15 protein-coding genes are annotated in these 24,858 nt (G+C 44.3%); 5 read left to right on the top strand and 10 right to left on the bottom strand.

What is annotated here, in order from left to right:
• Positions 1-16: 16 nt before the first annotated feature.
• Complete coding sequence (locus O3603_RS04795) at positions 17-853, top strand: bifunctional UDP-sugar hydrolase/5'-nucleotidase (RefSeq protein ID WP_036895715.1); 837 nt, start codon at positions 17-19, stop codon at positions 851-853.
• 531 nt (positions 854-1,384) lie between these two features.
• Here the strand turns inward: O3603_RS04795 and O3603_RS04790 are convergent.
• From O3603_RS04790 to lpxD, 7 genes are all read right to left on the bottom strand, one after another.
• Positions 1,385-1,909 carry a hypothetical protein gene (locus O3603_RS04790; protein WP_311453689.1) on the bottom strand — a complete coding sequence of 175 codons (525 nt, stop codon included), beginning with the start codon at positions 1,907-1,909 and terminating at the stop codon, positions 1,385-1,387.
• A 300-nt stretch (positions 1,910-2,209) separates the two neighbouring features.
• A complete protein-coding gene (locus O3603_RS04785; RefSeq protein ID WP_371521100.1) occupies positions 2,210-3,961 on the bottom strand; it encodes an AAA family ATPase in 1,752 nt (583 codons plus the stop codon).
• A gap of 18 nt (positions 3,962-3,979) precedes the next feature.
• Positions 3,980-6,547 (bottom strand): transglycosylase domain-containing protein, encoded by a 2,568-nt coding sequence (locus O3603_RS04780; protein WP_371521097.1) that lies wholly within the window; start codon positions 6,545-6,547, stop codon positions 3,980-3,982.
• A 65-nt stretch (positions 6,548-6,612) separates the two neighbouring features.
• On the bottom strand, positions 6,613-7,512 hold the full coding sequence (gene miaA, locus O3603_RS04775; RefSeq protein ID WP_371521094.1) for a tRNA (adenosine(37)-N6)-dimethylallyltransferase MiaA: 900 nt from the start codon (positions 7,510-7,512) through the stop codon (positions 6,613-6,615).
• A 4-nt stretch (positions 7,513-7,516) separates the two neighbouring features.
• Positions 7,517-8,287 carry an acyl-ACP--UDP-N-acetylglucosamine O-acyltransferase gene (lpxA, locus tag O3603_RS04770; protein ID WP_371521091.1) on the bottom strand — a complete coding sequence of 257 codons (771 nt, stop codon included), beginning with the start codon at positions 8,285-8,287 and terminating at the stop codon, positions 7,517-7,519.
• A gap of 37 nt (positions 8,288-8,324) precedes the next feature.
• On the bottom strand, positions 8,325-9,713 hold the full coding sequence (locus O3603_RS04765) for a bifunctional UDP-3-O-[3-hydroxymyristoyl] N-acetylglucosamine deacetylase/3-hydroxyacyl-ACP dehydratase (RefSeq protein ID WP_314518237.1): 1,389 nt from the start codon (positions 9,711-9,713) through the stop codon (positions 8,325-8,327).
• Positions 9,714-9,718: 5 nt separating this feature from the next.
• A complete protein-coding gene (gene lpxD, locus O3603_RS04760; RefSeq protein WP_371521088.1) occupies positions 9,719-10,759 on the bottom strand; it encodes a UDP-3-O-(3-hydroxymyristoyl)glucosamine N-acyltransferase in 1,041 nt (346 codons plus the stop codon).
• Positions 10,760-11,250: 491 nt separating this feature from the next.
• On the opposite strand from lpxD, the gene O3603_RS04755 reads away from it, so the two are divergent.
• From O3603_RS04755 to mnmE, 3 genes are read left to right on the top strand one after another with little or no spacing between them, the layout of a single operon-like run.
• On the top strand, positions 11,251-12,126 hold the full coding sequence (locus tag O3603_RS04755) for a nucleoside phosphorylase (protein ID WP_155715829.1): 876 nt from the start codon (positions 11,251-11,253) through the stop codon (positions 12,124-12,126).
• A gap of 54 nt (positions 12,127-12,180) precedes the next feature.
• Positions 12,181-12,939, top strand: coding sequence for an exodeoxyribonuclease III (locus O3603_RS04750; protein ID WP_371521085.1), 759 nt, complete (start codon positions 12,181-12,183; stop codon positions 12,937-12,939).
• A 4-nt stretch (positions 12,940-12,943) separates the two neighbouring features.
• A complete protein-coding gene (gene mnmE, locus O3603_RS04745; protein WP_371521082.1) occupies positions 12,944-14,335 on the top strand; it encodes a tRNA uridine-5-carboxymethylaminomethyl(34) synthesis GTPase MnmE in 1,392 nt (463 codons plus the stop codon).
• 611 nt (positions 14,336-14,946) lie between these two features.
• On the opposite strand, the gene O3603_RS04740 is transcribed toward mnmE, so the two are convergent.
• The 3 genes from O3603_RS04740 to O3603_RS04730 are packed head-to-tail and all read right to left on the bottom strand — an operon-like array spanning position 14,947 to position 20,643.
• Positions 14,947-16,377, bottom strand: a complete 1,431-nt coding sequence (locus O3603_RS04740; protein ID WP_371521080.1) for a TolC family protein — start codon at positions 16,375-16,377, stop codon at positions 14,947-14,949.
• Complete coding sequence (locus O3603_RS04735; RefSeq protein WP_315440798.1) at positions 16,374-19,562, bottom strand: efflux RND transporter permease subunit; 3,189 nt, start codon at positions 19,560-19,562, stop codon at positions 16,374-16,376. The genes O3603_RS04740 and O3603_RS04735 overlap by 4 nt, the downstream gene beginning before the upstream one ends.
• A 4-nt stretch (positions 19,563-19,566) precedes the next feature.
• Positions 19,567-20,643: an efflux RND transporter periplasmic adaptor subunit gene (locus tag O3603_RS04730; RefSeq protein WP_009435916.1), complete on the bottom strand. Its 1,077-nt coding sequence runs from the start codon at positions 20,641-20,643 to the stop codon at positions 19,567-19,569.
• Between the two features lie 823 nt (positions 20,644-21,466).
• Here O3603_RS04730 and O3603_RS04725 point away from each other — a divergent pair.
• A complete protein-coding gene (locus O3603_RS04725) occupies positions 21,467-24,850 on the top strand; it encodes a SusC/RagA family TonB-linked outer membrane protein (RefSeq protein ID WP_371521077.1) in 3,384 nt (1,127 codons plus the stop codon).
• Positions 24,851-24,858: the final 8 nt, after the last annotated feature.

Below are 24,858 nucleotides of genomic sequence, written 5' to 3'. Positions count from 1 at the left end.
TCTAGAGTTGAAGAAGATGAAAAGAAATATATTATTGATGAGTTTCTGTTTGATAGCAATCCTCGCTTTCGGACAGACAAAGCAGTTAACAATCCTGCATACAAACGATGCGCACAGTCAGATTTATCCGTTAAGTGCAACCCTCGCAGACACTATGAAGGCTGGACGAGGCGGTTTCGTGCGTCGTGTGGCTATGATTAAAGAAGAGAGAAAGAAGCAACCTGACTTGCTACTCTTCGATAGTGGCGACTTCTCGCAAGGCTCTCCTTATTATACAATGTTCAAAGGTGACGTTGAAGTGGGTCTAATGAATCGGATGCACTATGACGCTGCTACGATAGGAAACCATGAGTTCGACTTTGGTATGGACAATATGGTTCGCCTCTTTAAGATGGCTAAGTTCCCTATTGTATGTGCCAATTACGACTTCACGGGTACGCCACTTCAGGGCTTGGTAAAGCCTTATGTCATCTTGAAACGCAACGGCTTGAAGATAGGAGTGTTCGGTCTTGCTCCTAAGTTGGATGGTCTTGTGGTGAAAGCTAACTATGGTAAGATCGTTTATAACGACCCTGTTGCGTGCGCACAGAAGGTTATTAACGAGTTGAAAGGCAAGAAGTGCGACTTAATCATTTGTATCTCGCACCTCGGATGGGACATTGAAGGGGTCAGCGATGAGGAAGTTATCGCTGGAACTCGTGGTCTTGACCTTGTGTTGGGAGGGCATTCTCACACGTACCTAACGAAACTTGAGTACGTAAAAGACCTCGACGGCAAGTTAGTTGGTGATGATCAGAATGGCAAGCACGCTATCTTTGTGGGCAAGCTAGTGCTTGATTTGAAGAAGAAGTAACGCCTCACCCCCGTCCCCTCTCCTATTGGAGAGGGGCGTGAATACAGCTGTTTGCAAATAAAGGGGGCGTTTCTTCGATGGAAGGAAAGCCTCTCTTCGATAGGAAGAAACGCCTTTCTCAATTGGAGAAAGGCGTTTCCTTAATTCTACTAAAAGCCTTTCTTTATTTCAAAATGCAAAGTTCACGATTCAAAATTGTGATTAGTTCTGTTGTTGAAAGGCATTAATAACTTCTTTGCTGGGGCATTTTTAACACGGAATACACGGATGGCACGGAGCCTAAAAGGGACACAGAGTTCCTAAAGGAACATGGGAATCCACAGAAGCTGACGCCCATTTTTATTCAACTAAAAGCCTTCGCAAGCCCCTCCGAAGGAGGGGATGTATTACCCAGAGGCTGTTTCTTTAATTCAAAAATACAATTATCTCTAATTCCACTAACCACCCTCTTTCATCCTACTAATAGTGTTCACGCCCCTCTCCATTCGGAGAGGGGACGGGGGTGAGGCTGTTTTTTGACTTACATTAAGCCTACTTCTTTTTACCCGTAAGCCCCACCATGTCACTATTCAGATGGGTGACAAAGATTTGTTGACCGCCTTTACTAAAGCTAACCTTATACACTCCTCCCTTCTTATCTTTGCGTTCGTAAGTGAAAGCAAAGTTGTTAATCTGCCAACAAGTATCGTGTTGTGCTGCCATCTCAACCGACTGGTAAAAGGTTTTCGGAGGGATAGTGTCGAGCATAAGAGTTGCCGAGTAATTACCGCTCGAAACGCTCTCTTCATCCGCAGCAACACTAACAGAATCGGGGATGAAAGGCGTTGCTTTGGATAGTTTATACTTAGGGAAAGCAACGGAAGTAATGCCTTTTAGGTCGATTGATAACTTACCATTATCAACCAAAGGGGCAAAGTCCTTCGCCGCAACAGTGTCTTTATTGTCTTCTACCTCAATGCTGTTTTTATGGTGACAAGACGCAATGACGCCCACAGCCAATAATATGCTGAGGAAGATCAAACTGATGATTCGTGATTGATTATTCTTCTTTTCCATGTAATTTAATTCTATTTTAAGAGGCAGGAGACTGGGTGCTGGCGTTAAGACATTCGTCTTTGAGAGTACAACTAACAGCAGTCTGTGCTATTGCCTTCGCTCTCTTTCACTCCTTCTCATTCCTTTCAGTCCTTGAATCTAGCCCCAACAGCACTAATCGAATATACATTTTACATCAAAGGAGGACTTTGGGAGGAACACATCCCCTCCTTCCGATGGTTTTATGGAGACTTTTTGTTACATCAAAGCAGTGCTTTATGGGTACACATCCCCTCCTTCGGAGGGGCTTGGGGAGGCTTTTTATTTTGTATTACGGCATAGCTTCTCGAGTCGTCCTCGTGCTATCGGATTATCCTCATAGAGCTTGATTGCCTTCTCATAGTTGGCAATGGCAGCCTCACGCATACCCTCCTTTTCACATTCCTTACCCATCATCACATATTCAACAGAGAGTTTTTTGAGGAAATCCTCATGCGCTCGTTGTTGCTGCCGCAAGGCTTCGTTCTCTCGTCGGAGCTGATTGATTGTTTCGAGTTTACGACGGATATAACGTTTCGCAACGGGTTTCTCAATGTCATATCGACTATGGATGGCAAGGAAGAAATTGTTTAGAAAACTGTCATAATCGCCCTCGTCGAACGCTTGCACAGCATCGTAATATTCCTTATCAGCCTTACTTTGCTTCAAGGCTGTGGCTATCATATTGCGATCATTATAATGACGTGCAAACTGCGTGACCTCTGCTCGGACGAAAACCTCATTCTGTCTCAGTGGGTCTTTGAGGCTAATTCCTTCCAAACTGGTGCATCGGGAGAGTGCAACATACGCCTGCCCCCCTGCGAATACACCACCAGAGAAATCGATATTGACGTTCTTGAACGTTAGTCCTTGACTCTTATGTACGGTGATAGCCCACGCTAGTTTCAATGGGAATTGGATGTAAGTTCCTATCTGTTCTTCCTCTATCTTCTTTTCAGTCTCATTGAAGGTGTAACGCACGTTAGCCCACATTTCACGCTGAACTTGCAGGTCGTGACCCTCTTCCGTGCGTACATAGAGCATTCCCTCCTCCTCATCTATACCGATGATAATGCCCAGTGTGCCATTGACCCACTGCTTTTCTATATCGTTCTTAATGAACATTACGTGTGCACCCACCTTGAGATTCAGCTCCATGGGGGTAGGTAGACTACTCTCAGGGAACTCTCCCTTGATCTCACCAAGGAACATCACGGGGTCGCCCTCGAGCCTGTCTAGTCCCTCATTGTTAATCCAGTCGACCGTATCTCGCTTCGTTGATAGGGTGATGGTGAAGTTTTCTTTGTCCTTATCCTGTGGTTCTAAGGATGCACCCACACGTTCGTTAATCATTTTAAAGTCGGTGTCAGTGACTTGATTGGTGCGTATGTGGTCGAGAATAGAGATGAAGGTGGAATCGTTCTGACGATAAACTTTATTCAACTCAATGCTGACCAAGGGGTAATCCTGGAATACCTTAGCATCGAAGAAATAGTTACTTGCATAATAAGGTTGCAATAGTCTGCGGTCATCCTCCTTGACTACTGGCTCTAACTGATAGATGTCTCCAACCAAAAGGAGCTGCTTTCCACCGAAAGGCTCACGCATATTGCGATTGTAAACACGCAATACTTTATCAATGAAATCAATGATGTCGGCGCGAACCATGCTTATCTCGTCGATGATGATAAGCTCCACTTCACGTAAGAGTTTGCATTTGTCGCCGTTATAACGCATTGTCCCGCGCAGGTGGCGAGGCGTGTATCGACTGTCATCAGGCACTAATGGATGGAAAGGTAACTTGAAGAAGCTATGCAAAGTGCTGCCTCCTGCATTGATGGCAGCTATACCGGTCGGGGCGAGAATAACGTGTTTTTTCTTTGTAGTAGACGATATATAACGCAAGAAAGTAGACTTCCCCGTACCTGCCTTACCGGTCAGGAACAGGGAATTATGTGTAAACTGTATAATCTGCAAAGCCTTTTGTAGCTCTGGATTCTGTAGATCTATTGCGTTATTAATAGCAGCTTTCATGATGCTGATTAACGCTGCTTAGTCCCATTCAATATTACTTACCGTTGGGTCTTTAGCAGCCTTTATCTTCTTTTCCTTCTTCTTCTCTGACTTGCTCTCATGGCTGTTTCCGCCCCCTTCAGAGCCATTCTCAGACTGGTGTCTGCTTACTGGTTCCGCTGGTTGGATAGGTTCTGAAGGTATGCCTTCAGCATCGTTTTCATCAGAAGGAATGCCCTCCTCGTTATCACCATGATAACGTCTGTGACCTGCGTTTAGCCCATTTAGAGAGTCAGGGAGCTGTCGCTGGACAGGAGCTGGCTGACAATTATACATTGTTGGGTCGATATCATCATCCTCATCTACCTCCCACTTGGCATGATAACGCCTATAGTTGCGGTCGTACATCAGGCTATGAAGGAACTCACCCACCACTGGTAAGGCTGTCTTTGAGCCTTGTCCGAGGGCGCCAGTACGGAAGTGTATGGAGCGATATTCGCCTCCTACCCATGCACCAACTACTAGATTCGGACTAACAGCCATAAACCATGCATCGGAGTGGTTATTGGTTGTACCTGTCTTTCCACCCCAGTCTGTATCGCTAGGAACATACTGTCTCAGGGACTGACTGGTACCTCCTCCTTGATTGACACCGGCTTTGAGCATCTGTTGCATTAGGAAGGCAGACTTCGTATCAACGGCTCTCTCGTGGTTTTGAGGGGCTGTATAAACTTCGTTACCATTCATATCTACGATTCGAGTAACGACCACAGGATCAATATGCTCACCATAGTTTGCTATCGTAGAGTAGGCATCCACCATCTCAAGTAAGTTGACATCACTTGATCCAAGAGCCAATGATGGCTCGTTATCTAACGGGCTCTTTATGCCCATCTTCTGCGCTGTCTCAATGATACTTGGTATAGTGACTTCCTGTCCAACACGCACTGCAACGGAGTTAATACTTCGAGCGAATGCGGTCATCAAAGGTATGGAGTCGTTAGAAAAACGCCCATTAGCATTATGCGGAGTCCACGTCTTCATCTGTCCAGTCTTCTTATCGAGAACCTGCATACTGATGTATTCGTCACGTCGACGAGTGCATGGCGTCATACCCTGTCGCATGGCTTCGGTGTATACAAAAAGCTTGAAGGTTGAACCCGGTTGACGCTCTGCTATGACCTTATCATACTTCCATGTATCGAAGTTGATATCGCCTACCCATGCCCTTACTGCACCACTTTGAGGTTCCATGGCGACCATCGCACAGTGCATAAACTGTACCATGTAACGGATGGAGTCCATCGATGACATCTCTTTCTCAATGGTGCCTTTTGCATAATCAAAGAGCTTTACCTTGTGTGGTTTATTTAGATAATAAAGAACGCTATCAGGCTGGTTGGGATACTTTTGAACAAGTTTCTTATAGAAAGGTTGGCGCTGAGCTATACCCTCGATAAAGCCTGGTATCTCCTTTCCACTTGCGTCCCTCCATGGGTTCTGACCCCTCCAATGGTTGTTAAAGTTGTCTTGCACACGCTCCATCTGCTTCGATACAGCCTGTTCGGCATACTTCTGCATGCGGGTGTCAATCGTGGTGTAGATCTTGAGACCACTACTATACAAGTCATAACCATGGTCTTTCATCCACTCCTTAAACTCGTCTGCAACATATTGACGGAAGTACTGCGCTTGACCGTCATAGTTCTCTTCCATGTGTACATCAAGGTGTAGAGGACGCTTCGAATAAGCGGTGTACTCTGATTGAGGTAATACATGGTGTGTCACCATATTATATAATACTGTGTTGCGTCGACGGATAGAGTTTTGAGGGTGCGTGATGGGGTTGTAATAGGTAGTAGCCTTCAACATACCCACGAGGGTGGCTGCTTGATCAACCGACATCTTCGCTGGTGTGGTATTGAAATAGGTCTTTGCTGCGGTCTTGACACCATATGAGTTGTTACCGAAATCGACGGTATTGGCATACATTGTCAATATATCTTTTTTGGAATAGATGAGCTCTAATTTCACAGCAATAATCCACTCCTTACTCTTCATAATAAGCATACGAAGTCCTGGAACGTGCCCCAGTAAGCCTGTAGAATACTGTGTTCTCACACGGAACATATTCTTTGCTAGCTGCTGAGTAATCGTCGATGCACCACGTCCATCACCACGAGTAACAGCGTCTTTAATCGCTCCACCGATACCCATGAAGTCGATTCCATGATGGCTATAGAAGCGTTCGTCCTCTGTACTAATCAGTGCGTTCCAGAAGGCGGGATTGACTTCTCCATACTTGATAGGCGTACGGTTTTCTTTATAAAAGCGTCCAATAAGTACGGAGTCAGCACTATATATCTCCGAAGCAGCGTACGTTGGAGGTGTTTTAATCTCTATAAAGCCAGGCGATCTACCAAAGAGCCACAGGAAGTTAGTGTCTACCATGCCTAGATAAAGGAATATGGCAACGATGAAGGAAGTGATCCCCAGTGCTGCTTTTGTGTACCATGCACGACCCTTATAGAGCTTTATGTACCAAGGAAAGAAGTGTACTATCCCTTGGAAAATAGCTTTAATAAATGAATAAAGTCTCTTTATCATTGCCTTTACAATCTTCGTTTTATAACATAACTCACCTATTACTGCAAAAGTAGTTATTTACTTGCTTACAGGGAGATAGTTGATAGATAATTTAAGATTTCTTCAATGTTATCAGGTGAAAACCACGTCATTTCCGCATCACGCTTGTACCATGTGAGTTGTTTGCGGGCGTAGCGACGGGTATTACTTTGTATCTTAAAGATCGCTTCATCAAGTGTTGTCAATCCGTCAAGATACTCAAATAGTTCCTTATAACCCACCGTGTTAAGCGAATTGAGCATTCTCTTCGGATAGACGCATTGCGCTTCTTCGATCATACCATCGTCTATCATTTGCAAAACTCGCTGATTGATACGTTGATAGAGGGTCTCACGATCACGATTCAAACCAATTTTGATAATATTAAAAGGGCGTTCTTTGATGGTATTAGAACGGAAGGATGTATAGGTTCTACCCGTCTGTTTGCATATTTCAAGGGCATGAATAACCCGTCGAGGATTGTTCCTGTCGACTACAGCCCAGTGCTCTGGATCCCATTCATGAAGCAACTCGCACATCTTTTCTAAGCCTTCACTCTCAAGGAGTTGCATCATCTCCTGCCGTACTTCTGGGCGTATTGTCGGAATGTCATCAATACCTTTACAAACCGCATCGATGTACATCATTGACCCACCCGATAGTAAGGAAACCTTCGAAGAAGCCTCATTAATAATCTTCAAAACATCCTCTTCAAACAGACTTGCCGAATAGTAGTCCTCTAAGTGATGGTTTCCAACAAAGTAATGGCGTACTCGTGCCTGCTGAGCAGCCGTTGGTGCAGCTGTTCCGATGGGTATTTCAGCAAAGATCTGACGTGAGTCTGCATTGATAACAGGTACACCAAAATGCTCGGCAAGGCGTAAGGTTGCCTCCGTCTTGCCCACACCTGTTGGTCCCGTGACGACTATTAATGTCTTTTCCTTCAAACTCTTACCTAATCAAACCACGTTGTGAAGCCTCTGCGAAGTCAATGATTCGCTGTACTTCAGGCGTCACCTGCAGTTCACTCTTTATACGAGCTATATTCTCAGCACGCGTTCCTGTACCATAAAGTAGGCGATACGTGTTATGGATGAGTTCTATCTGTTCGTTTGTAAAACCACGTCTGCGCAATCCGACGAGGTTAACTCCCATATAGCGAGCAGGCTCTTTGCCTACTATAATATAAGGTGGGATATCCATTGAGAAACGGCTTCCTCCTTGTATCATAACATATCCACCAATGCGACAGAATTGGTGACAAAGGATGTTAGCAGATATGATGGCATAGTCTTCAACGACCACTTCTCCAGCGAACTTAGTCGAGTTTCCGATGATGACACCAGACCCAATTTCACAATCGTGTGCTATGTGCATACTCTCCATAAGGAGGTTATTACTCCCCACAACAGTCCTCCCTTTGGATGCAGTACCACGTGAGATTGTAACGTTCTCACGTATGGAGTTGTTATCTCCAAGGACGCATTCTGTCTCCTCACCACGGAACTTTAAGTCCTGAGGTTTTGTAGAGAGACTAGCCCCAGGGAATATCTCGTTGCCATTACCTATTCGTGCTCCAGTATGAATGGTAACGCCATTTTGGAACACATTATTACTACCGATTACGGTGTTCTTGTCGATGTAACAGAACGGACCGATAATGTTATTGTCACCTAGTTGTGCCTCTGGATGAACAAAGGCAAGTGGGCTTATTTGGTTCATATCATTATGTTTTGGGGAGGAGTTCCTAAACTCCTCCTTACTTATTCTTCACTATCTGTGCCGTAAACGTTGCCTCAGTGACAACGTTGACACCGACAAATACATAGCCTTTCATTGAGCTAATTCCATGGCGAACAGGACCTAATAGCTCCACACGGAACAAGAGGGTGTCACCTGGAACGACCTTTTGACGGAACTTAACATCGTCTATCTTCAAGAAGTAAGTTGACCATCTCTCTGGCTCCTCAAGCTGAGATAATACCAAGAGACCGCCACATTGCGCCATTGCCTCTACCTGAAGTACACCTGGCATAACGGGCTCTTGAGGGAAATGACCTTGAAAGAATGGCTCGTTACTAGTGACATTCTTCACACCAACTACACTATTTGCACCCATGGAGATAACCTTGTCTACCAACTGCATGGGGTACCTATGTGGCAACAACTCACGTATGCGGTTGTTATCCATGAGAGGCTCTTCATTAGGATCGTAAATCGGTGCTTGCACCTCGTGCTTACGTATCTCTTTACGCATTAAACGCGCAAACTTATTATTCACAGTGTGCCCTGGTCGAGTTGCAATAATGCGTCCCTTGATAGGTTTACCTATGAGTGCCATGTCTCCGATGATATCTAGGAGCTTATGACGGGTACATTCATTATCCCACTGCAAAGGCTTATGTTGGATATAACCAATGTTATTTGCATCCATGCGAGGCACTTTCAAGAGGTCTGCCAGTTGGTCTAGTTTCTCTTGAGAAACCTGCTGTTCATAGATAACAATAGCGTTATCCAAGTCGCCACCCTTAATGAGGTTCGCTTGTAATAACGGCATAATGTCACGCACGAAGACGAAGGTTCGAGCTGGCGCAATCTCCTCTGCGTATGTACCAAAGTCGTCCAACGTAGCGAACTGACTGCTGATAAACTTTGAATCAAAGTTACACATGGCAGTAATAGAGAACTCGTCGTCTGGCAAGATAGTAATTACTGACCCGTTCGCCTCCTTTATCTCTATCTTTTTACGTATGATGTAATAGTCCTTCGGGGCTGCTTGATCCACAATGCCCACCTCCTTGATCTTATTAACATACATCGTTGCAGAACCATCGAGGATAGGGAACTCTGGTCCGTTTATCTGTATCAAGCAGTTGTCAATGCCCATTGCATATAGGGCAGACATACCATGCTCTATGGTACTTACACGTGCTTCACCCTTTGCCAAGACCGTTCCGCGCTGTGTATCCACTACATTCTCTGCAACGGCATCGATGATTGGCTGCCCTTCAAGGTCTATACGTTGTATCTTATAACCAGTATTCTCTGGAGCTGGATTAAACGTCACGGTAAGACTCAAACCAGTGTGAAGTCCCTTGCCAAAGAGCGAGAAACTCCCTTTTAATGTCTTCTGCTTTATTGTATCCATGAATGTTATCTGTTCTTTTTCAATTGGTCTATTTCTTTCTGCAAGTCGCTTAGTTGCTTGTACATCTCAGGCAGTCTGCGGAAGATGGCTTGCGACTTAAAGTAAGAGCGTTGCTCCATTGGAGGTGTACCAATCAGTTGTTGGTTAGCCTTCAAACTTCCAGGTGCACCTGACTGTGCGCCTAGGAAAACCTTATCACCTATCTCTATATGCCCTGCAATGCCCACTTGTCCACCGAACATGCACCACTGACCCACCTTTGTAGAGCCTGCGATACCCACTTGGGCAGACATGACTGTGTTCTCGCCAATGTCTGTGTTGTGTGCAATCTGCACGAGGTTATCTAGTTTAACACCCTTACGAACATAGGTGCTACCCATCGTTGAGCGATCCACACAAGTGTTTGCTCCAATCTCAACATCGTCCTCTAAGGTCACAATACCTATCTGTGGTATCTTGTCATAACTATTTGTTTCTGCGTTAGGAGCGAACCCGAAACCATCAGCACCCACCACTGCGCCAGAATGGAGGATAACTCTATCGCCCAACTTACAGCCTTGGTAAATGCTAGCATTAGGATAGATAATACAGTTCTTACCCATCTCTACACCTTCCATTATCGTTGCATGAGGATAAATCTGACAGCCATCTCCGACCATCACACCGTCCCCTACGTATGCAAAGGCACCAATATAAACATCCTTACCGATGGTTGCTTTGGGCGAAACAAAAGCCAAGCTGTCAATGCCCTGACGCTTAGGTTTCATGCTCTCATATAACTGCAACAACTTCGCAACACAATCACGTGCATTCTTAACACGTATCAATGTGGCTTTAACGGGCTTCTCCAACTGGATGTCCTCATCAACGAGAACGATTGACGAAGCCGTCTCATATAAATAATGTGTGTATTTCGGATTGGCAAGAAAAGAGATTGCACCCTCTTTTCCATCCTCTATCTTGGCGAAAGTATGGATGGTTTTATTCTCGTCACCATCAACACGTCCTTGTATGAATTGCGCTATCTGTTTTGCAGAAAACTCCATGTATTATACCATTAATTGGTTATTATTTCTGCAAAGATAGATATTTTTTATTAGAATCATTGCTTACGTTAGTATAATTTGCATAATTTTATGCTCCCATCGAGGCGTTATGCGTTATAGAGAAGGGCGTTTCGTCGTTAGCAAGAGAGCCTCTCCTTGCAGTGAAGGGAGGCTCTCTTTCCTGCAAGAAGGGCGTCTCGTCCTTTTCACCTGTGGGGCTGCTCGGTTTTAAGTGATTGCTTTGAGGTCTCTTGTGAGCCTCTCCCGATGTTCTTGTTGCAGCCTCTGGGCTATCTTATAAATCGTTACAAAAACTTATAATCATGCGTGAATCGCTGTGATAAACATCACTCCTAGCCTTGTTGTAGCTTACCTTTGAATGAAAGAAACATACGCTTTCTATATGAAAAAACTTGTTTCTTTCCACTTTTATACGTATCTTTGTCAGTTAACAAACAGTAGTCAATATTTTTACCAAAACACCTTTTGATATGGAGAAGAAGTATTTTGCCCCCTCAGAGCTGATTATCAATAGTGATGGAAGTGTTTTCCATCTACATTTAAAGCCTAAAGATCTTGCAGAGAAAGTGATACTTGTGGGCGATCCAGGGCGTGTGGCACTCGTGGCATCACACTTTGAAGACATTGAGTGTGAGGTTTCTAATCGTGAATTTAGAGCTATTACGGGTACTTACCATCGTAAGCGTATAACGGTAGTGAGCACGGGTATTGGTTGTGATAACATTGACATCGTTCTTAACGAACTTGATGCTTTGGTAAATATCGACTTTCAGACACGTTATGAAAACGAACAGTTAAGACAGTTATCATTGGTTCGCATTGGTACATGTGGTGGTTTGCAGCCTAACACACCAGTAGGTACTTACATCGCATCAGCCAAGAGTATTGGCTTTGATGGGCTTCTGAACTTCTATGCAGGGCGCAATCAAGCAAGCGACTTAGCCTTTGAACAAGCGTTTAAAGAGCAGGTGCAATGGGATATGCAGATGGGTAATCCTTACGTGGCATGCGCTGATAACGAGTTACTTGAGCGTATTGCGGGCGACGATATGGTGCGAGGTGTAACCATTGCTTGCGGTGGCTTCTTTGGTCCGCAGGGTCGCGAATTGCGCTTACCACTGCAAGATCCAATGCTAAATACGAAGATTCAGAAGTTTGAATACGATGGTATGCGTGTGACGAACTTTGAGATGGAGTCGTCAGCGTTGGCTGGTTTGGCAACACTCATGGGTCATAAGGCTGTCACCTGTTGCATGGTTATTGCCAACCGATTGGCTAAGGAGGCGAATGCAAACTATAAGAATACCATCGACGGACTGATTACTCTTGTCCTTGAGCGTATATAATAATGTGAAGCAATGGGTGTTATTAGATGAAGAAAAGATAAGGCAATTCCCTTAATGCGCATTATCTCTTGGAATATATTTGGTATTCGGTCGGCATTTTCAGCCTTTCTTTCAATGTTGGAAAGCTGGGAACCAGACATAGTTTGCCTACAGGAAACCAAGATAAAGACGATAGATGCATGCTTCAATATCGTTGGTTATCATCAAATATGGAATGAGGCAGATGATGCAGCACACCTTGGTACGGCGTTATTCACCAAATCCTTGAAGCAGGGAAACACTTTGAACGATAGTCTTAAAGGTGTTTATAAACGGGAACACATAATAGTTGCAGAACTGGAAAGCGTGTATGTCGTTGGTGTATATGTGCCTTATGCTGGTAAGGAGCAGTCGACACGAATGTATCGGCACGATTGGTTTGAATCTTTCCAACACATTATTCATCAGTTACAAGCCCATAAGCCTTGTATTATCTGTGGTGATTTTAATATCGTCCAACGGGATATTGATGCCTTTGATAACGTGTCTGTCAAGTCGGCAGCATGCTTTACAAGACAAGAGCATATCGATTTCGAGCATTTTATGCAGGCGGAGACTTTGGTGGACGTGTATAGATATTTGCACCCTGATAAGCAACAGGAGGGTTTCACATATTACCCTTTCGGAGGGGAGTACAGGATAAATAAGGAAGGATATAGGATTGACTTGTTCCTTACAAGTAAGCAATTAATGGGAAAGGTAGTAGATTGTTATCCTCTTCAAGAGGTGGAGGGCTCGTGTAATGTACCCCTGCTACTGGATATTAAAATATGATTTTATGATATTAGACACGATTTCTTCAATATCAACAGATACGATAACAGCACTTGCAACGCAGCCTGGTGGAGCCATTGGAGTGGTGCGTGTGAGTGGCTCGAAAGCAATAGAACTGACGGAGAAGGTCTTTCGTGGGGTGGGGAAGAAGCTGCTCCACGAAGCCAAAGGGAACACGTTACACTATGGTGAGATCGTTGGTAAGGACGGAAAAGAGATTGACGATGTCCTTGTGAGTGTGTTCCGTGCACCACATAGTTATACTGGTGAGGATAGTACGGAGATCTCGTGTCATGGTTCGGCATACGTTCTTAATCAAGTGGTAAAGGCTCTCATTGATGCTGGATGTCGACAGGCTCGACCAGGAGAGTACACCCAACGGGCGTATCTGAATGGTAAGATGGACTTGAGTCAGGCTGAGGCTGTTGCCGACCTGATTGCTGCGACGAACAGAGCATCACATCAAGTGGCATTGAGCCAACTGAAGGGTCACTTCAGTTCGGAGCTTTCCAAGCTACGAGACCAGCTCTTGAAGATGACGTCCCTACTTGAGTTAGAACTCGACTTCTCCGATCATGAGGAGCTAGAGTTTGCTGATAGAGGGGAGTTGAAGGCGTTGGCTGAAACAATACACGAGCGTATCTCGGTGCTTATCAGGTCGTTTGAAACAGGTAACGCACTGAAGCGTGGGGTGCCAGTAGCCATCATTGGCAAGACAAACGTGGGTAAATCAACGCTCTTGAATTGCTTGTTACATGAGGAGAAAGCGATTGTTTCAAATATTCATGGTACTACCCGCGATGTCATTGAGGACACAACAGAGATACAGGGGATTACCTTCCGCTTTATTGACACAGCTGGTTTGCGTAACACGGACGACCAGGTTGAGCAACTCGGAATCGAACGATCGTATAAGAAACTGGCTGAGGCTCGTATCATCTTGTGGGTGGTTGATGCTACTCCTAGTCTATCGGAACTATCTGAGATGCAGGCTCGTTGTGAGGGAAAGAGCCTTATCCTTGTGCGCAACAAAGTGGACGAGACGACTGCGGAAGAGCTTTCGGTAGGCGATAGCCACTGCCAGATAGTTAGTCTATCTGCCAAGTATAAGCGTAATATCGACCAACTGGAACAACTGATCTACGCCTCTGCTAATATCCCAGAGATCAATGAGAACAGTGTAATTATCACTTCCGTTCGCCATTACGAAGCACTCACTCGTGCCGACGAGTCGATTCTTCGAGTGATAGACGCCCTCTCTATGAGTCTTTCAGGCGACCTTATCAGTGAGGATCTCCGCATTTGTCTCGACGAACTAGCCGATATCACGGGTGGACAAATTACTCCGAATGAGGTGTTGGGGAATATCTTTAAGCACTTCTGTATCGGTAAGTAAGGACGGAAAAACAGCCTCCCACCAACCCTTCTACAGCCTCTCCCCCGCCCCCTCTCCGAATGGAGAGGGGCGTGAATACTATTAGTAGGATGAGAGAGGGTGGTTAGTGGGAATAGAGATAATTGTGTTTTTGAATTAAAGAAGAGCTTCTGGGGAATACATCCCCTCCTTCGGAGGAGTTTGGGGAGGCTTTTAGTTGAATAAAAATGGGCGGCAGCTTCTGTGTATTCCCATGTTCCTTTAGGAACTCTGTGTCGCTTTTAGTTTCTGTGCCATCCGTGTATTCCGTGTTAAAAATGTTCCAGCAAAGAATTTATTAATGCCTTTCAACAACAGAACTAATCACAATTTTGAATTGTGAACTTTGCATTTTGAATTAAAGAAAGGCTTTTAGTAGAATTAAGGAAACGCCTTTCTCCAATCGAGAAAGGCGTTTCTTCCTATCGAAGAGAGGCTTTCCTTGCATCGAAGAAACGCCCCCTTTATTTGCAAACAACAGTCTTCACTCCCCTCTCCATTCGGAGAGGGGGCGGGGGAGAGGCTGTAGATGGCTACCGTTGGGGCTGTAGATAGACAGGCGTTGAGCCTGTAGTTAGCTATGAGTTGAGCCTTTAGAAGTAACCTCTATATAGGTCGATTAGTGTAGAGAGTTGGCGTAACTGCGTGTCAACAAGGTCCACTTGGCAATCGAGTTGTTCGCGTTCGCTATCGAGAACCTCTAGGTAGGTTGCGCGGTTATAGGTGTAGAGTTGTTGGGCAGCGATGACCGCCTTCGATAGAGCATCCGCCTGTTTCACCTTTAATGCTTGATATTGTGCAAGGTTATGAGCCTTTGCCTGCAAGGTAGTCATATCACTATAAGCCGATAGCAACACCTTATCATAATTGTAAAGAGCCTCTAGTTGCAAGGCATTTGCTTGATCGAAATTCGCCTGAATAGCCTTCTTGTTGATGATAGGAGCAGCCAGTCCACCGATGACACCAAAGGCTAATGACTTCGGTAAATGCAATAGATACTTAGGGTTGAAAGCATCTAAACCAAGCGAAGCCGACACGTTCAGTGAAGGAAGGAAAGCCTTGCGGGCTACGTCAACATCCCATTTTGCAGCCTCAAGTTGGTGCTCTGCCTGTACAACATCAGGTCGTTTGAGTAAGAGACTCGTAGGAATAGTCTGCAAGGACGTAGGTACCTGCTTATTCATCAGGTTCTCTTTGTTGCGGAGAATAGGCGTTGGATAACGTCCAAGTAGCATATTCAAGTTGTTTTCCGTCTCTGTGATAGCCTGTCGGAGTTCGTATTCTTCAGCTGACGCCTTCGCTAGCTCGGCCTCAAACTTCTCCACTGCTAATTGCGTATCAGCGTCTGCTTCCTTCTGAACACGGGCTATCTGCACCGCTTTCTGTTGTAACTTAATGTATTGCAACATGATATCCAGCTTATTATCTAACGCCAATAACGAGTAGTAATTCTCTGCTACATCAGCCACCAACTGGCTCTTTAGCGTGCGTTGACCATCCTCCGAAGCAAGGTAACGTTCGACTGCTGCACGCTTATCACTATTGAGTTGATTCCAAAGGTCAATCGTCCAGTTGAGTTGCAAACTAGGTGCTATATCTGGTGTGACGGTTGGGATGTTATGACCAGGCGTGATTTGCGTACCCACGTTACCGGCTCCGTCAGCCGTATAACGTCCCACCTTCGATGCACCAACAGACATGTTTGCCGTGATGGAAGGCAACATCTGCCCACGTTTGGCTAGGATATTACTCTTCGCAATAGCCATCTCCTGCAAGGTTATCTTTAGGTCTTGATTATTGTTCAAAGCCGTGTCGATGAGTGCACGGAGCGTCTCATCCTGGAAGAAATCACGCCAAACAGGGATGGCACTCACTGTGTCACTTGTTGCAACAGGGAGGCTTGCTTTGATGGTGTCCTTCGGTAAGGTCGCTTGCGGAGTCTTACATGCTGCGAGAGATAACAGCCCCAGCAGGGCTGCTATATTATATATAATGTGTAATTGTCTATGGTTCTTTTTCATCATTCTGATTCCTCTTTAGATTCTTCCTTGTGGTAACGTTTGTCCTTCTCTTCGCTTAATGGCTTGTCTTTCTGGTAGTGAACGATCTTGTCCGCCATAGATGCAAAGATATTGTAAAGCCCTGGGATGAGCAAAAGACCAAATAACGTACCAATTAACATACCGCCCACTGCGGCAGTACCAATGGTTTTGTTACCAATAGCACCAGCTCCCGAAGCAAAGACGAGTGGGATCAAACCAGCGATGAAAGCGATACTTGTCATCAGAATAGGGCGGAATCTCGCTACCGCACCTTCGATTGCTGCATGCAGAATAGGCTGTCCGAGATTCTTTCGTTGTACGGCATATTCAACCATTAACACAGCGTTCTTACCCAATAGACCGATAAGCATGACAAGGGCAATCTGCGCATAGATGTTATTTTCCAAGCCGCATAGTTTCAGGAAGAGGAAGGCTCCGAAGACACCAACGGGTAGGAAGATAATGACCGGAAGAGGCAATAGGAAGTTCTCATACTGCGCTGCCAAGATGAGGTAAACGAAGACAAGACAGACGATGAAGATGATGACTGCGGTGTTACCCTGGTCCACTTCATCCTTTGAAATACCAGCCCAATCATAGTCATAACCCTTTGGTAAGGACTTTTCTGCTACTTCACTAATAGCGTTCAAAGCCTGTCCACTGGAATAACCGGGTGCTGGTGCACCTGTTACCTCTGATGAGTTGTAAAGGTTATGACGTGTAATCTCACTCATACCATACACCTTCTGCAACGTCATAAAGTCTGAATAAGGCACCATGTTGCCCTCATCATTCTTTGCATAGAGATGGAGTAAGTCCTCTGGGAACGCCCTATACTGTGGTGCGGCTTGCACAATTACCTTGTAAGGCTTGCCAAATTCGATGAATCCCGTTTGATAGTCTGAGCCCACCAATATCGATAAGTTATTGAGCGCCTTACCGGGTTCTACACCCTTTTGTAACGCCATTGCATCATTGACGTTGAGCATGTATTGAGGGAAGCTGGCCGAATAGAACGTAAAGGCGTTGCCTATTTCTGGACGTTTATTAAGCTCCTTTACGAAGTCTTTACTAACCTTCTCCATCTGGTGATAATCGTTATTACCAGTCTTATCTAATAATCGCAACTCGAATCCACTGGCTGCTCCATAACCTGGAATCGATGGTGGTTCGAAGAAATCAATGTTCGCCGTCGTGATGACCTTACACTTTTGTTCAAGGTCTTCGATAATCTCTTTGGCTGTACGCTTGCGGTGTTTCCAGTCTTTGAGATTGATTAGACAGCTACCAGAGTTGGCACTTGTACCCTCTGAAAGGATCTCAAAACCAGCCAAAGAAGATACACTCTCAATGCCATCCTCCTTCTCGGCAATGGCAAGGAGTTGGTGAGCAACCTCGTTCGTGCGCTCTATGGTTGAGCCTGGAGGCGTCTCGATGACGGCATAAATCATACCTTGATCCTCTTGCGGGATGAATCCTGAAGGTAGACCAAGGTTCACCCAATAGGCAAGCCCACAGAACACTAAGATGGCAAGAAGTGTAAAGGCTTTATGCTTAACAGTGTGTTGCAGTAAGCTAGCATATCGTTTGCTACCAGCATCGAAAGTGGTATTGAACTTCTTTAAGAGTCGTCCGATAGGTCCGAGTTTGACATTATGTTCCTGTTCTTTCGTCAATATCAACGCACAAAGAGCAGGCGTTAGTGTGAGGGCAACAAACCCAGAGAAGAGGATACTTGAAGCCATCGTGATAGAGAACTGACGATAGAACATACCCTCAGGACCGCCCATGAAAGCCACAGGAATAAACACTGAAGCCATGACAAGAGATATAGCAATGATGGCACCAGATATCTCCTGCATTGCTTTCTCCGTCGCTTCGACTGGTGAGAGTTTGTTTCGTGCAATCTGAACATTCACTGCCTCAATCACAACTATCGCATCATCGACGACGATACCAATAGCCATCACCAACGCAAAGAGGGATATCATGTTGAGTGTGATGTTGAATGCTAACATCGCAATGAAGCTACCCAAGAGAGAGACAGGGACGGCAAGTACAGGAATAACTGCCGATCGCCAGTCGCCAAGGAAGATGAAGACTACGAGGGCAACAAGCACGAATGCCTCGAAAAGAGTGTGTATTACCTTCTCGATACTAGCGTTAAGGAAACGGCTAATATCGTAACTGATCTCATAATGCATACCCTTTGGCATGTCCTTCTGAAGGCGTGTCATGGTTTGTTTCACTTGCTTGATAACGTTGCTGGCATTACTTCCGTAAGCCTGTTTCAACGTCACAGCGGCAGAAGGACGACCATTTAGTGTGGAATAAATATCATATACCTCACTACCAAGATGTATGTCGGCAATATCCTTCAAGCGCACAGTTTGTCCATCAGAAGTACTCTTGACGATGATATTACCATATTGTTCGGCAGTGGTGTAACGCCCAGGATATTTCAAGACAAACTCCTTAACCTGTGGACGTGTACCTCCACTCTCACCGAGTTTACCAGGTGATACTTCTATATTCTGGTCTTCCAAGGCATCGCTCACATCATCCGTTGATAAGCCGTAAGCAACCATCTTGTCAGGATGTAACCAAACGCGCATAGCATAGCTACGGGTTCCGAGGATATCAAGGTCGCCCACACCATCTACACGCAAGAGCTCTGGTGAGATGTTGATATCGAAGTAGTTGTATAGAAAGTCTTGATTGACACTGGGATCATCACTATAGAGATTGATGTACATAAGGATGTTTGGCTCCTCACGGGAGATCTTTACACCCTCTCGAATGACCTCTGGTGGTAATTTGTTAGTGGCTGCAGAAACACGATTCTGTACGTTGACAGCATCAACGTTAGGGTCGGTTCCAAGTTTGAATACCACGTTCAATTCTGCCTCACCATCGTTACCTGCATCACTTTCAATATACTTCATGCCAGGCACACCATTGAGGGCTTGCTCCAAAGGAATGATGACTGACTTTACTAACAACTCATTGTTAGCACCCGGATAGTCAGCAGTTACGTTCACCTTAGGCGGTGAGATAGATGGAAACTGCGTGATAGGTAGGTTGAAAAGACAAAGAATACCAATAAAGGCAATGACCAGTGCTATCACAATAGATAGAACCGGACGGCGTATGAATATCTTAAACATCTACTTAAATAGTGATTTCGTTTGACTTTATTGCTTGTCGGGGATTAACAAAACGAGTGCGAACACGATCGCCATCGTTGACCTTCTGTATACCATCTGTCAGGTAGTGATCAGAGGCGTTGAGCCCTGATGCAATGACGTAAATGCCTGTTGCCTCCGCTGCAATTTGTATTTGGCGTTGGTGAATAACGTTGTTTTTATCAATAACAAAGACATATTTGCGGTCTTGCAACTCATAGACAGCCTCTTGAGGGATAATCATTGCATGATTCTTACGCACGAGTAGTTGTACAGTTCCTGTCTGTCCGTTACGTAAAAGCCCCTTTGGATTAGCAAAGAGAGAGCGAACTGAGATGGTTCCAGTGGCATTGTCGAATTGTCCAGAGATGTCCTTGATATGTCCTTGGGCTGGGAATGTACTGCCATTAGCCAACAATAGCTTCAGAGGTAACTGTGTGTAAAGGTCGGGATGTTGCTGAAAATCTAGGTAGTCAGTCTCTGAGATGTTGAAATAGACTTGCATTTGTGAGTTGTCAGAGAGCGTTGTCAATAGGTCATCTTGTTGAATGAAACTACCCACCTTTTGTGGTATTCTCCCTAAGACACCAGTAAAGGGTGCACGGATAAGAGCTAACTTCTTATGCAATACGGCTAGCTTATAATCTGCACTGGCAGACTGCAGCTTAGCTTTTGCCATGCGCTTTGCATTAGGGGAAATAATGTTGTTGTCGGTTAGTTTACTTGTGTTTTGCAAATCAATCTCAGCTTGTTCTTGTGCAGAACGAGCTTTCTCAATCTCCTCATCTTCGCCCACGATGGCAATACGAAACAAGGGCTGACCAGCATGAACCATCTGTCCTTCACTAACAAAGACTTGCTGTAAGATTCCTTCTTGCTGTGAACGAACCTCAATGTTACGCTTAGATTGGATGTTAGCCACATAACTTTGCGGAAGACTAACATCAGAAACTAATGGCGTTGTAGACGTGTAAACGACATTCGTTTGCTGCTCAGCTTTCTTTGATTGACACCCCCATAGCAATACAGCTAATAGGAGAATAAGATTTGTTATCCGCTTCATAAAACACATGTTTTTAGGTCGTTATGCCTATAACTAGTATTTACCTCATTTCAAGACTTCGCTTGTCTTGAATCTTAATCAGCTCATACTTAGTCGTAACATACGCCCTTTGCTTATGCTATAAATTATCTCTGCAAAGTTAAACAATAATCTCTACTTCTTCAATAAATTCACAGAATTTATATAAAAAAACATGAGGTTGATAGGAGGTAGGGATTGTTGGCATGTATGTGGCTGGGTGCTTTACTTCCTACTTCCCTGTGTTCTCTGTGTGTTGTTATATATCTAGCATAGGCTTATAAATAAATGGTTTCATGCCTTTCAAGTCTGTCCACTTCCTTAGTCATTTAATGAAAGGAGGGGAGAGGAGCCTTCTTTTAATCTTACCTCATTGTTACTTACGGAATAGTTAAAAATGCTTATAATGCTTAAAAGCGCTGAGATTATGTGTTGTAATTACTATTATTTTGTTAATTTTGTACGTGTGAGGATTAAATAAACCTATCTAAACAATATGGTGTTATGATTATCTCTTTGACAGTCAGCCTATTATTATGAAGGGAAGATGCTGTTTCCTACATAAATATAGATGGATGCAAGAAGAGGTAACAAGTCTGAGAAAGACTTGATGCGAACAAGACCTAAATTGGAAAGTGTTGTACCTATAATATAAGATGAGAATTTGAAACCTATCAATTCCATATATATAATAAGGTGTAATATCATCGAGCACAACTGCAGATGTCTTACAGAAGTGTTTGTATCCTCCATCTGAACAATTAAAACAAGGTATAAAAATAATATGTTTAAAAACCTAAACCTGATGAAAATCTTTAAGGAATCAAAGCAAAAGCACCTGTATTTCTCAGCGGCTTTTGCGTTCGCATTGTCGTTATCAGCGACAAGTGTTTATGCTAACCCTGGTGGCAATCATGCAACCTCTGTGCAGTCTGTACAGCAGAATGGTAATCACAAAGTGACGGGTAAAGTTGTTGACTCAACAGGAGAGCCGCTTATTGGTGCGACTGTAATGGTTGAGGGAAGTACAAATGGTACTGTTACCGACATTGATGGTAACTTTGTTCTCAACACTACACCTAATGCAAAGCTAGTGTTCTCGTATGTTGGTTACACTGCACAAACCATCCCTGTGGCTGGTAAGTCTACCATTGATGTTTCAATGAAAGAAGAGACCAACACCATGAATGAGGTTGTTGTGACCGCAATGGGTATCATGCGTAAGGAGAAATCACTTACTTATGCAACCCAGCAAGTAAAGGCTGAGGATCTTATGAAGGTTCAAGATCCTAATGCCGCAAACTCTCTTGAAGGTAAGGTAGCTGGTATCACGATTACACCAAGTGCCGGTGGTGCTGGTGGTGCATCGAAGATTGTACTTCGTGGTAACCGTTCCATCCTTGGTAATAGTTCGCCATTGATCGTTGTTGATGGTGTGCCAATGAGTAATGGTATCCGTGGTCAGCAGGGTATGAGTGGTGAAGGCTTCGGTTCAACAGGTATGTCCGAAGGTTCTGACCCATTATCATTGATCAACCCAGATGACATTGAATCGATCAACGTCCTCAAGGGTGCTAATGCTGCTGCGCTATATGGTTCGCGTGCAGCCAATGGTGTTGTTATGATTACAACGAAGCGTGGTCGTGAAGGAAAGGTGGATATCAATGTTACATCTAACATTACTTTCGATAGTCCATTGTTGACACCAAAGATTCAAAAGACATATGGTTCAACATACGACCCAGCAACAGGTGCATTGTCATTGAATAACTGGGGAGGTAAAGTCGCAGATCGTGCTGATAACGACCTCATCGTTCGTTCTCCTTTAGATGATCGTTGGGTAGGTTACGAACCAGAGCAGATAGGAACAGATGCTTTGGACGCTGCTATCATGGCTCGCCGTCATGATGTACACTTGCGTAATCGCACAGTAAACGATGTAGACAATTTCTTCCGTACAGGTGTAACCACCAATAACTCTCTCTCACTATCAGGTGGAACAGAGACGGCACGTACCTATGTGTCAGTTGCTAATAGCCACGCAACAGGTATGATGCGTAATAACTCATACAATCGTAACTCTATCAGCTTCCGTCAGACCTATAACTTCTTTAAGCGTCTACATATTGATGCATCAATGAGCTACACAGAGACGAAGACAAGAAATCGTCCTGGTGGTGGTACTGTTGGTAATCCATTGTATCATCTATACACTGCACCACAGAACCTAGATATGAATTATTATCGTGACCATTACGTGAATGCAGAAGGAAAGTGGTTGTCAAACCCAGCTTCATATTATAAGTTGAATGGCTCAAACTTCTCTTGGGCAGCAGGACAGCGTACTACCTTAACTGGTCCACAGCAGGAATGGGCATTCCTATCACACCCTAATAACAATCCATATTGGTTGTTGAACATGGGGAATAGCCAGCAGAATGAGAGTAGATTGTTTGGTACATTGCAAGCAAATGTTGATATCTATGATGGTTTGACATTCCAAGCACGTGTTAACTATAGTCAACTTCGCTTTAAAAACCACGCAACACGTTATGCTACCACGTTCCTTCCAGCATCTATGGAAGACTATGGTCGCCTCTGGGATTCAGATGAGAAGACAACAGAATTCTACACTGATTACCTCTTATCATATAACAAAACCTTTGGAGACTACTCTGTTTCTGCAACAGCAGGTTTTGTTGGTCATACTATTAAGGGCGAAACAAAGGGAACAGATGCAGTTGCAACATACTATGATCGTCTTATGCGTAAGCTCCCAACAATGGTCAACTACTTTGAGACCAGTGCAGGTGGCTATGGCGTGACAAATACTTCAAAGAGTTCTAACTGGGATCGTTCTTACCTCTTTACAGCACAATTAGGTTGGAAAGAGACCATTTATTTCGATGCTTCTTATCGTCGTGACTGGTATCGTCCATTCCGTTACTTCAAGCAGTTGGGCAAGATTGATACCGATAACTATGGTTACTTTGGTGTTGGTGCCAACGCTATCGTAAGTCAGTTGGTGAAGTTACCAGATTGGTTTAACTTCTTGAAATATCGTGTTTCTTACTCTTCTGTAGGTAACTCTATTCCAAATAAGGCTTATGGCGCAATGAGTCGTAACCTCCAGACAGGTGCTCTTTCTGGTAACAAGTTGCTTGACTTTGCTCCAGTACCAGAGGAGACAGGTTCATTCGAGACAGGTATTGAGTCATTATTCCTCAATAATCGTTTGAGTTTCGACTTCACCTTCTATAATACGGTGGTAAGACATCTCTACATGGAGTTGGGTTCTCTTGGTGGTAATACAGAGTTGTTGAACTCAGCAAAGGTTCGTAATACCGGTTTTGAGACCACTATTGGTTACGATTTCAAGTTTGGAAGAGACCTTCGTTGGCGCACTTCTTACAACCTCTCATTTAATGATAACGAGATTCTTGAGACTGGATATGATAAGGACGGAACATCTCGTAAATATCAGCAGACAGTAGGTGAGGCTAAAGTTGTTTACCAGAAGGGTGGCTCTATTGGCGATATTTACGCTGGAGACTTCATGCGTGATGCCGATGGTCATATCGTCTTGACAGCTAAGGGTGAGCCAACATTTGACAAGACAGGTTCAAATGATCGTTATCTTGGTAATATGAATTCTAAGTGGCAGATGGGTTGGACCAATACTTTCAACTATAAAGACTTCCAACTCTCGGTACTTATCAATGGTCGTATTGGTGGTAAGGTATTCTCTTTGACAGAATCTTATCTTGATTATATTGGTGCTTCACAGCGTACAGCAGATGCACGTCTAGCAGCAGAGAAGAATAATATCGTAGCTACTGATTATGGTAATGTTCCAGGAATGGCATTGAATGATGGTAGTGGTCGCATTGTTCCTGTTCAAGCTTACTATCAGGCATTAGGAGCTTCAAGCAATCCTTCACGCTACTTGTATAGCGGTACGAACTTCCGTCTCCGTGAGCTTTCATTGGGTTATACCTTCCGTGATGTCTTTGGTATGAATCGTAATTTGACAGTCTCATTCATTGCTCGCAACTTGTTCTTCCTTTATAAGGATGCACCAACAGACCCAGATGTATCACTTTCTACACAGAATGGTCTCGGAGCATTTGAGAGCTTCAATATGCCATCATCACGCTCATTCGGTTTCTCTTTGAAGGCAAACTTCTAGTTTTTGAG

Origin of the sequence: Prevotella sp. 20925_1_30, assembly GCF_041433025.1 — a bacterium.
Taxonomy (GTDB): domain Bacteria; phylum Bacteroidota; class Bacteroidia; order Bacteroidales; family Bacteroidaceae; genus Prevotella; species Prevotella vespertina.
Note: the sequence above shows the minus strand (reverse complement) of the source record. Positions and strands in the feature narration are given on the sequence as shown.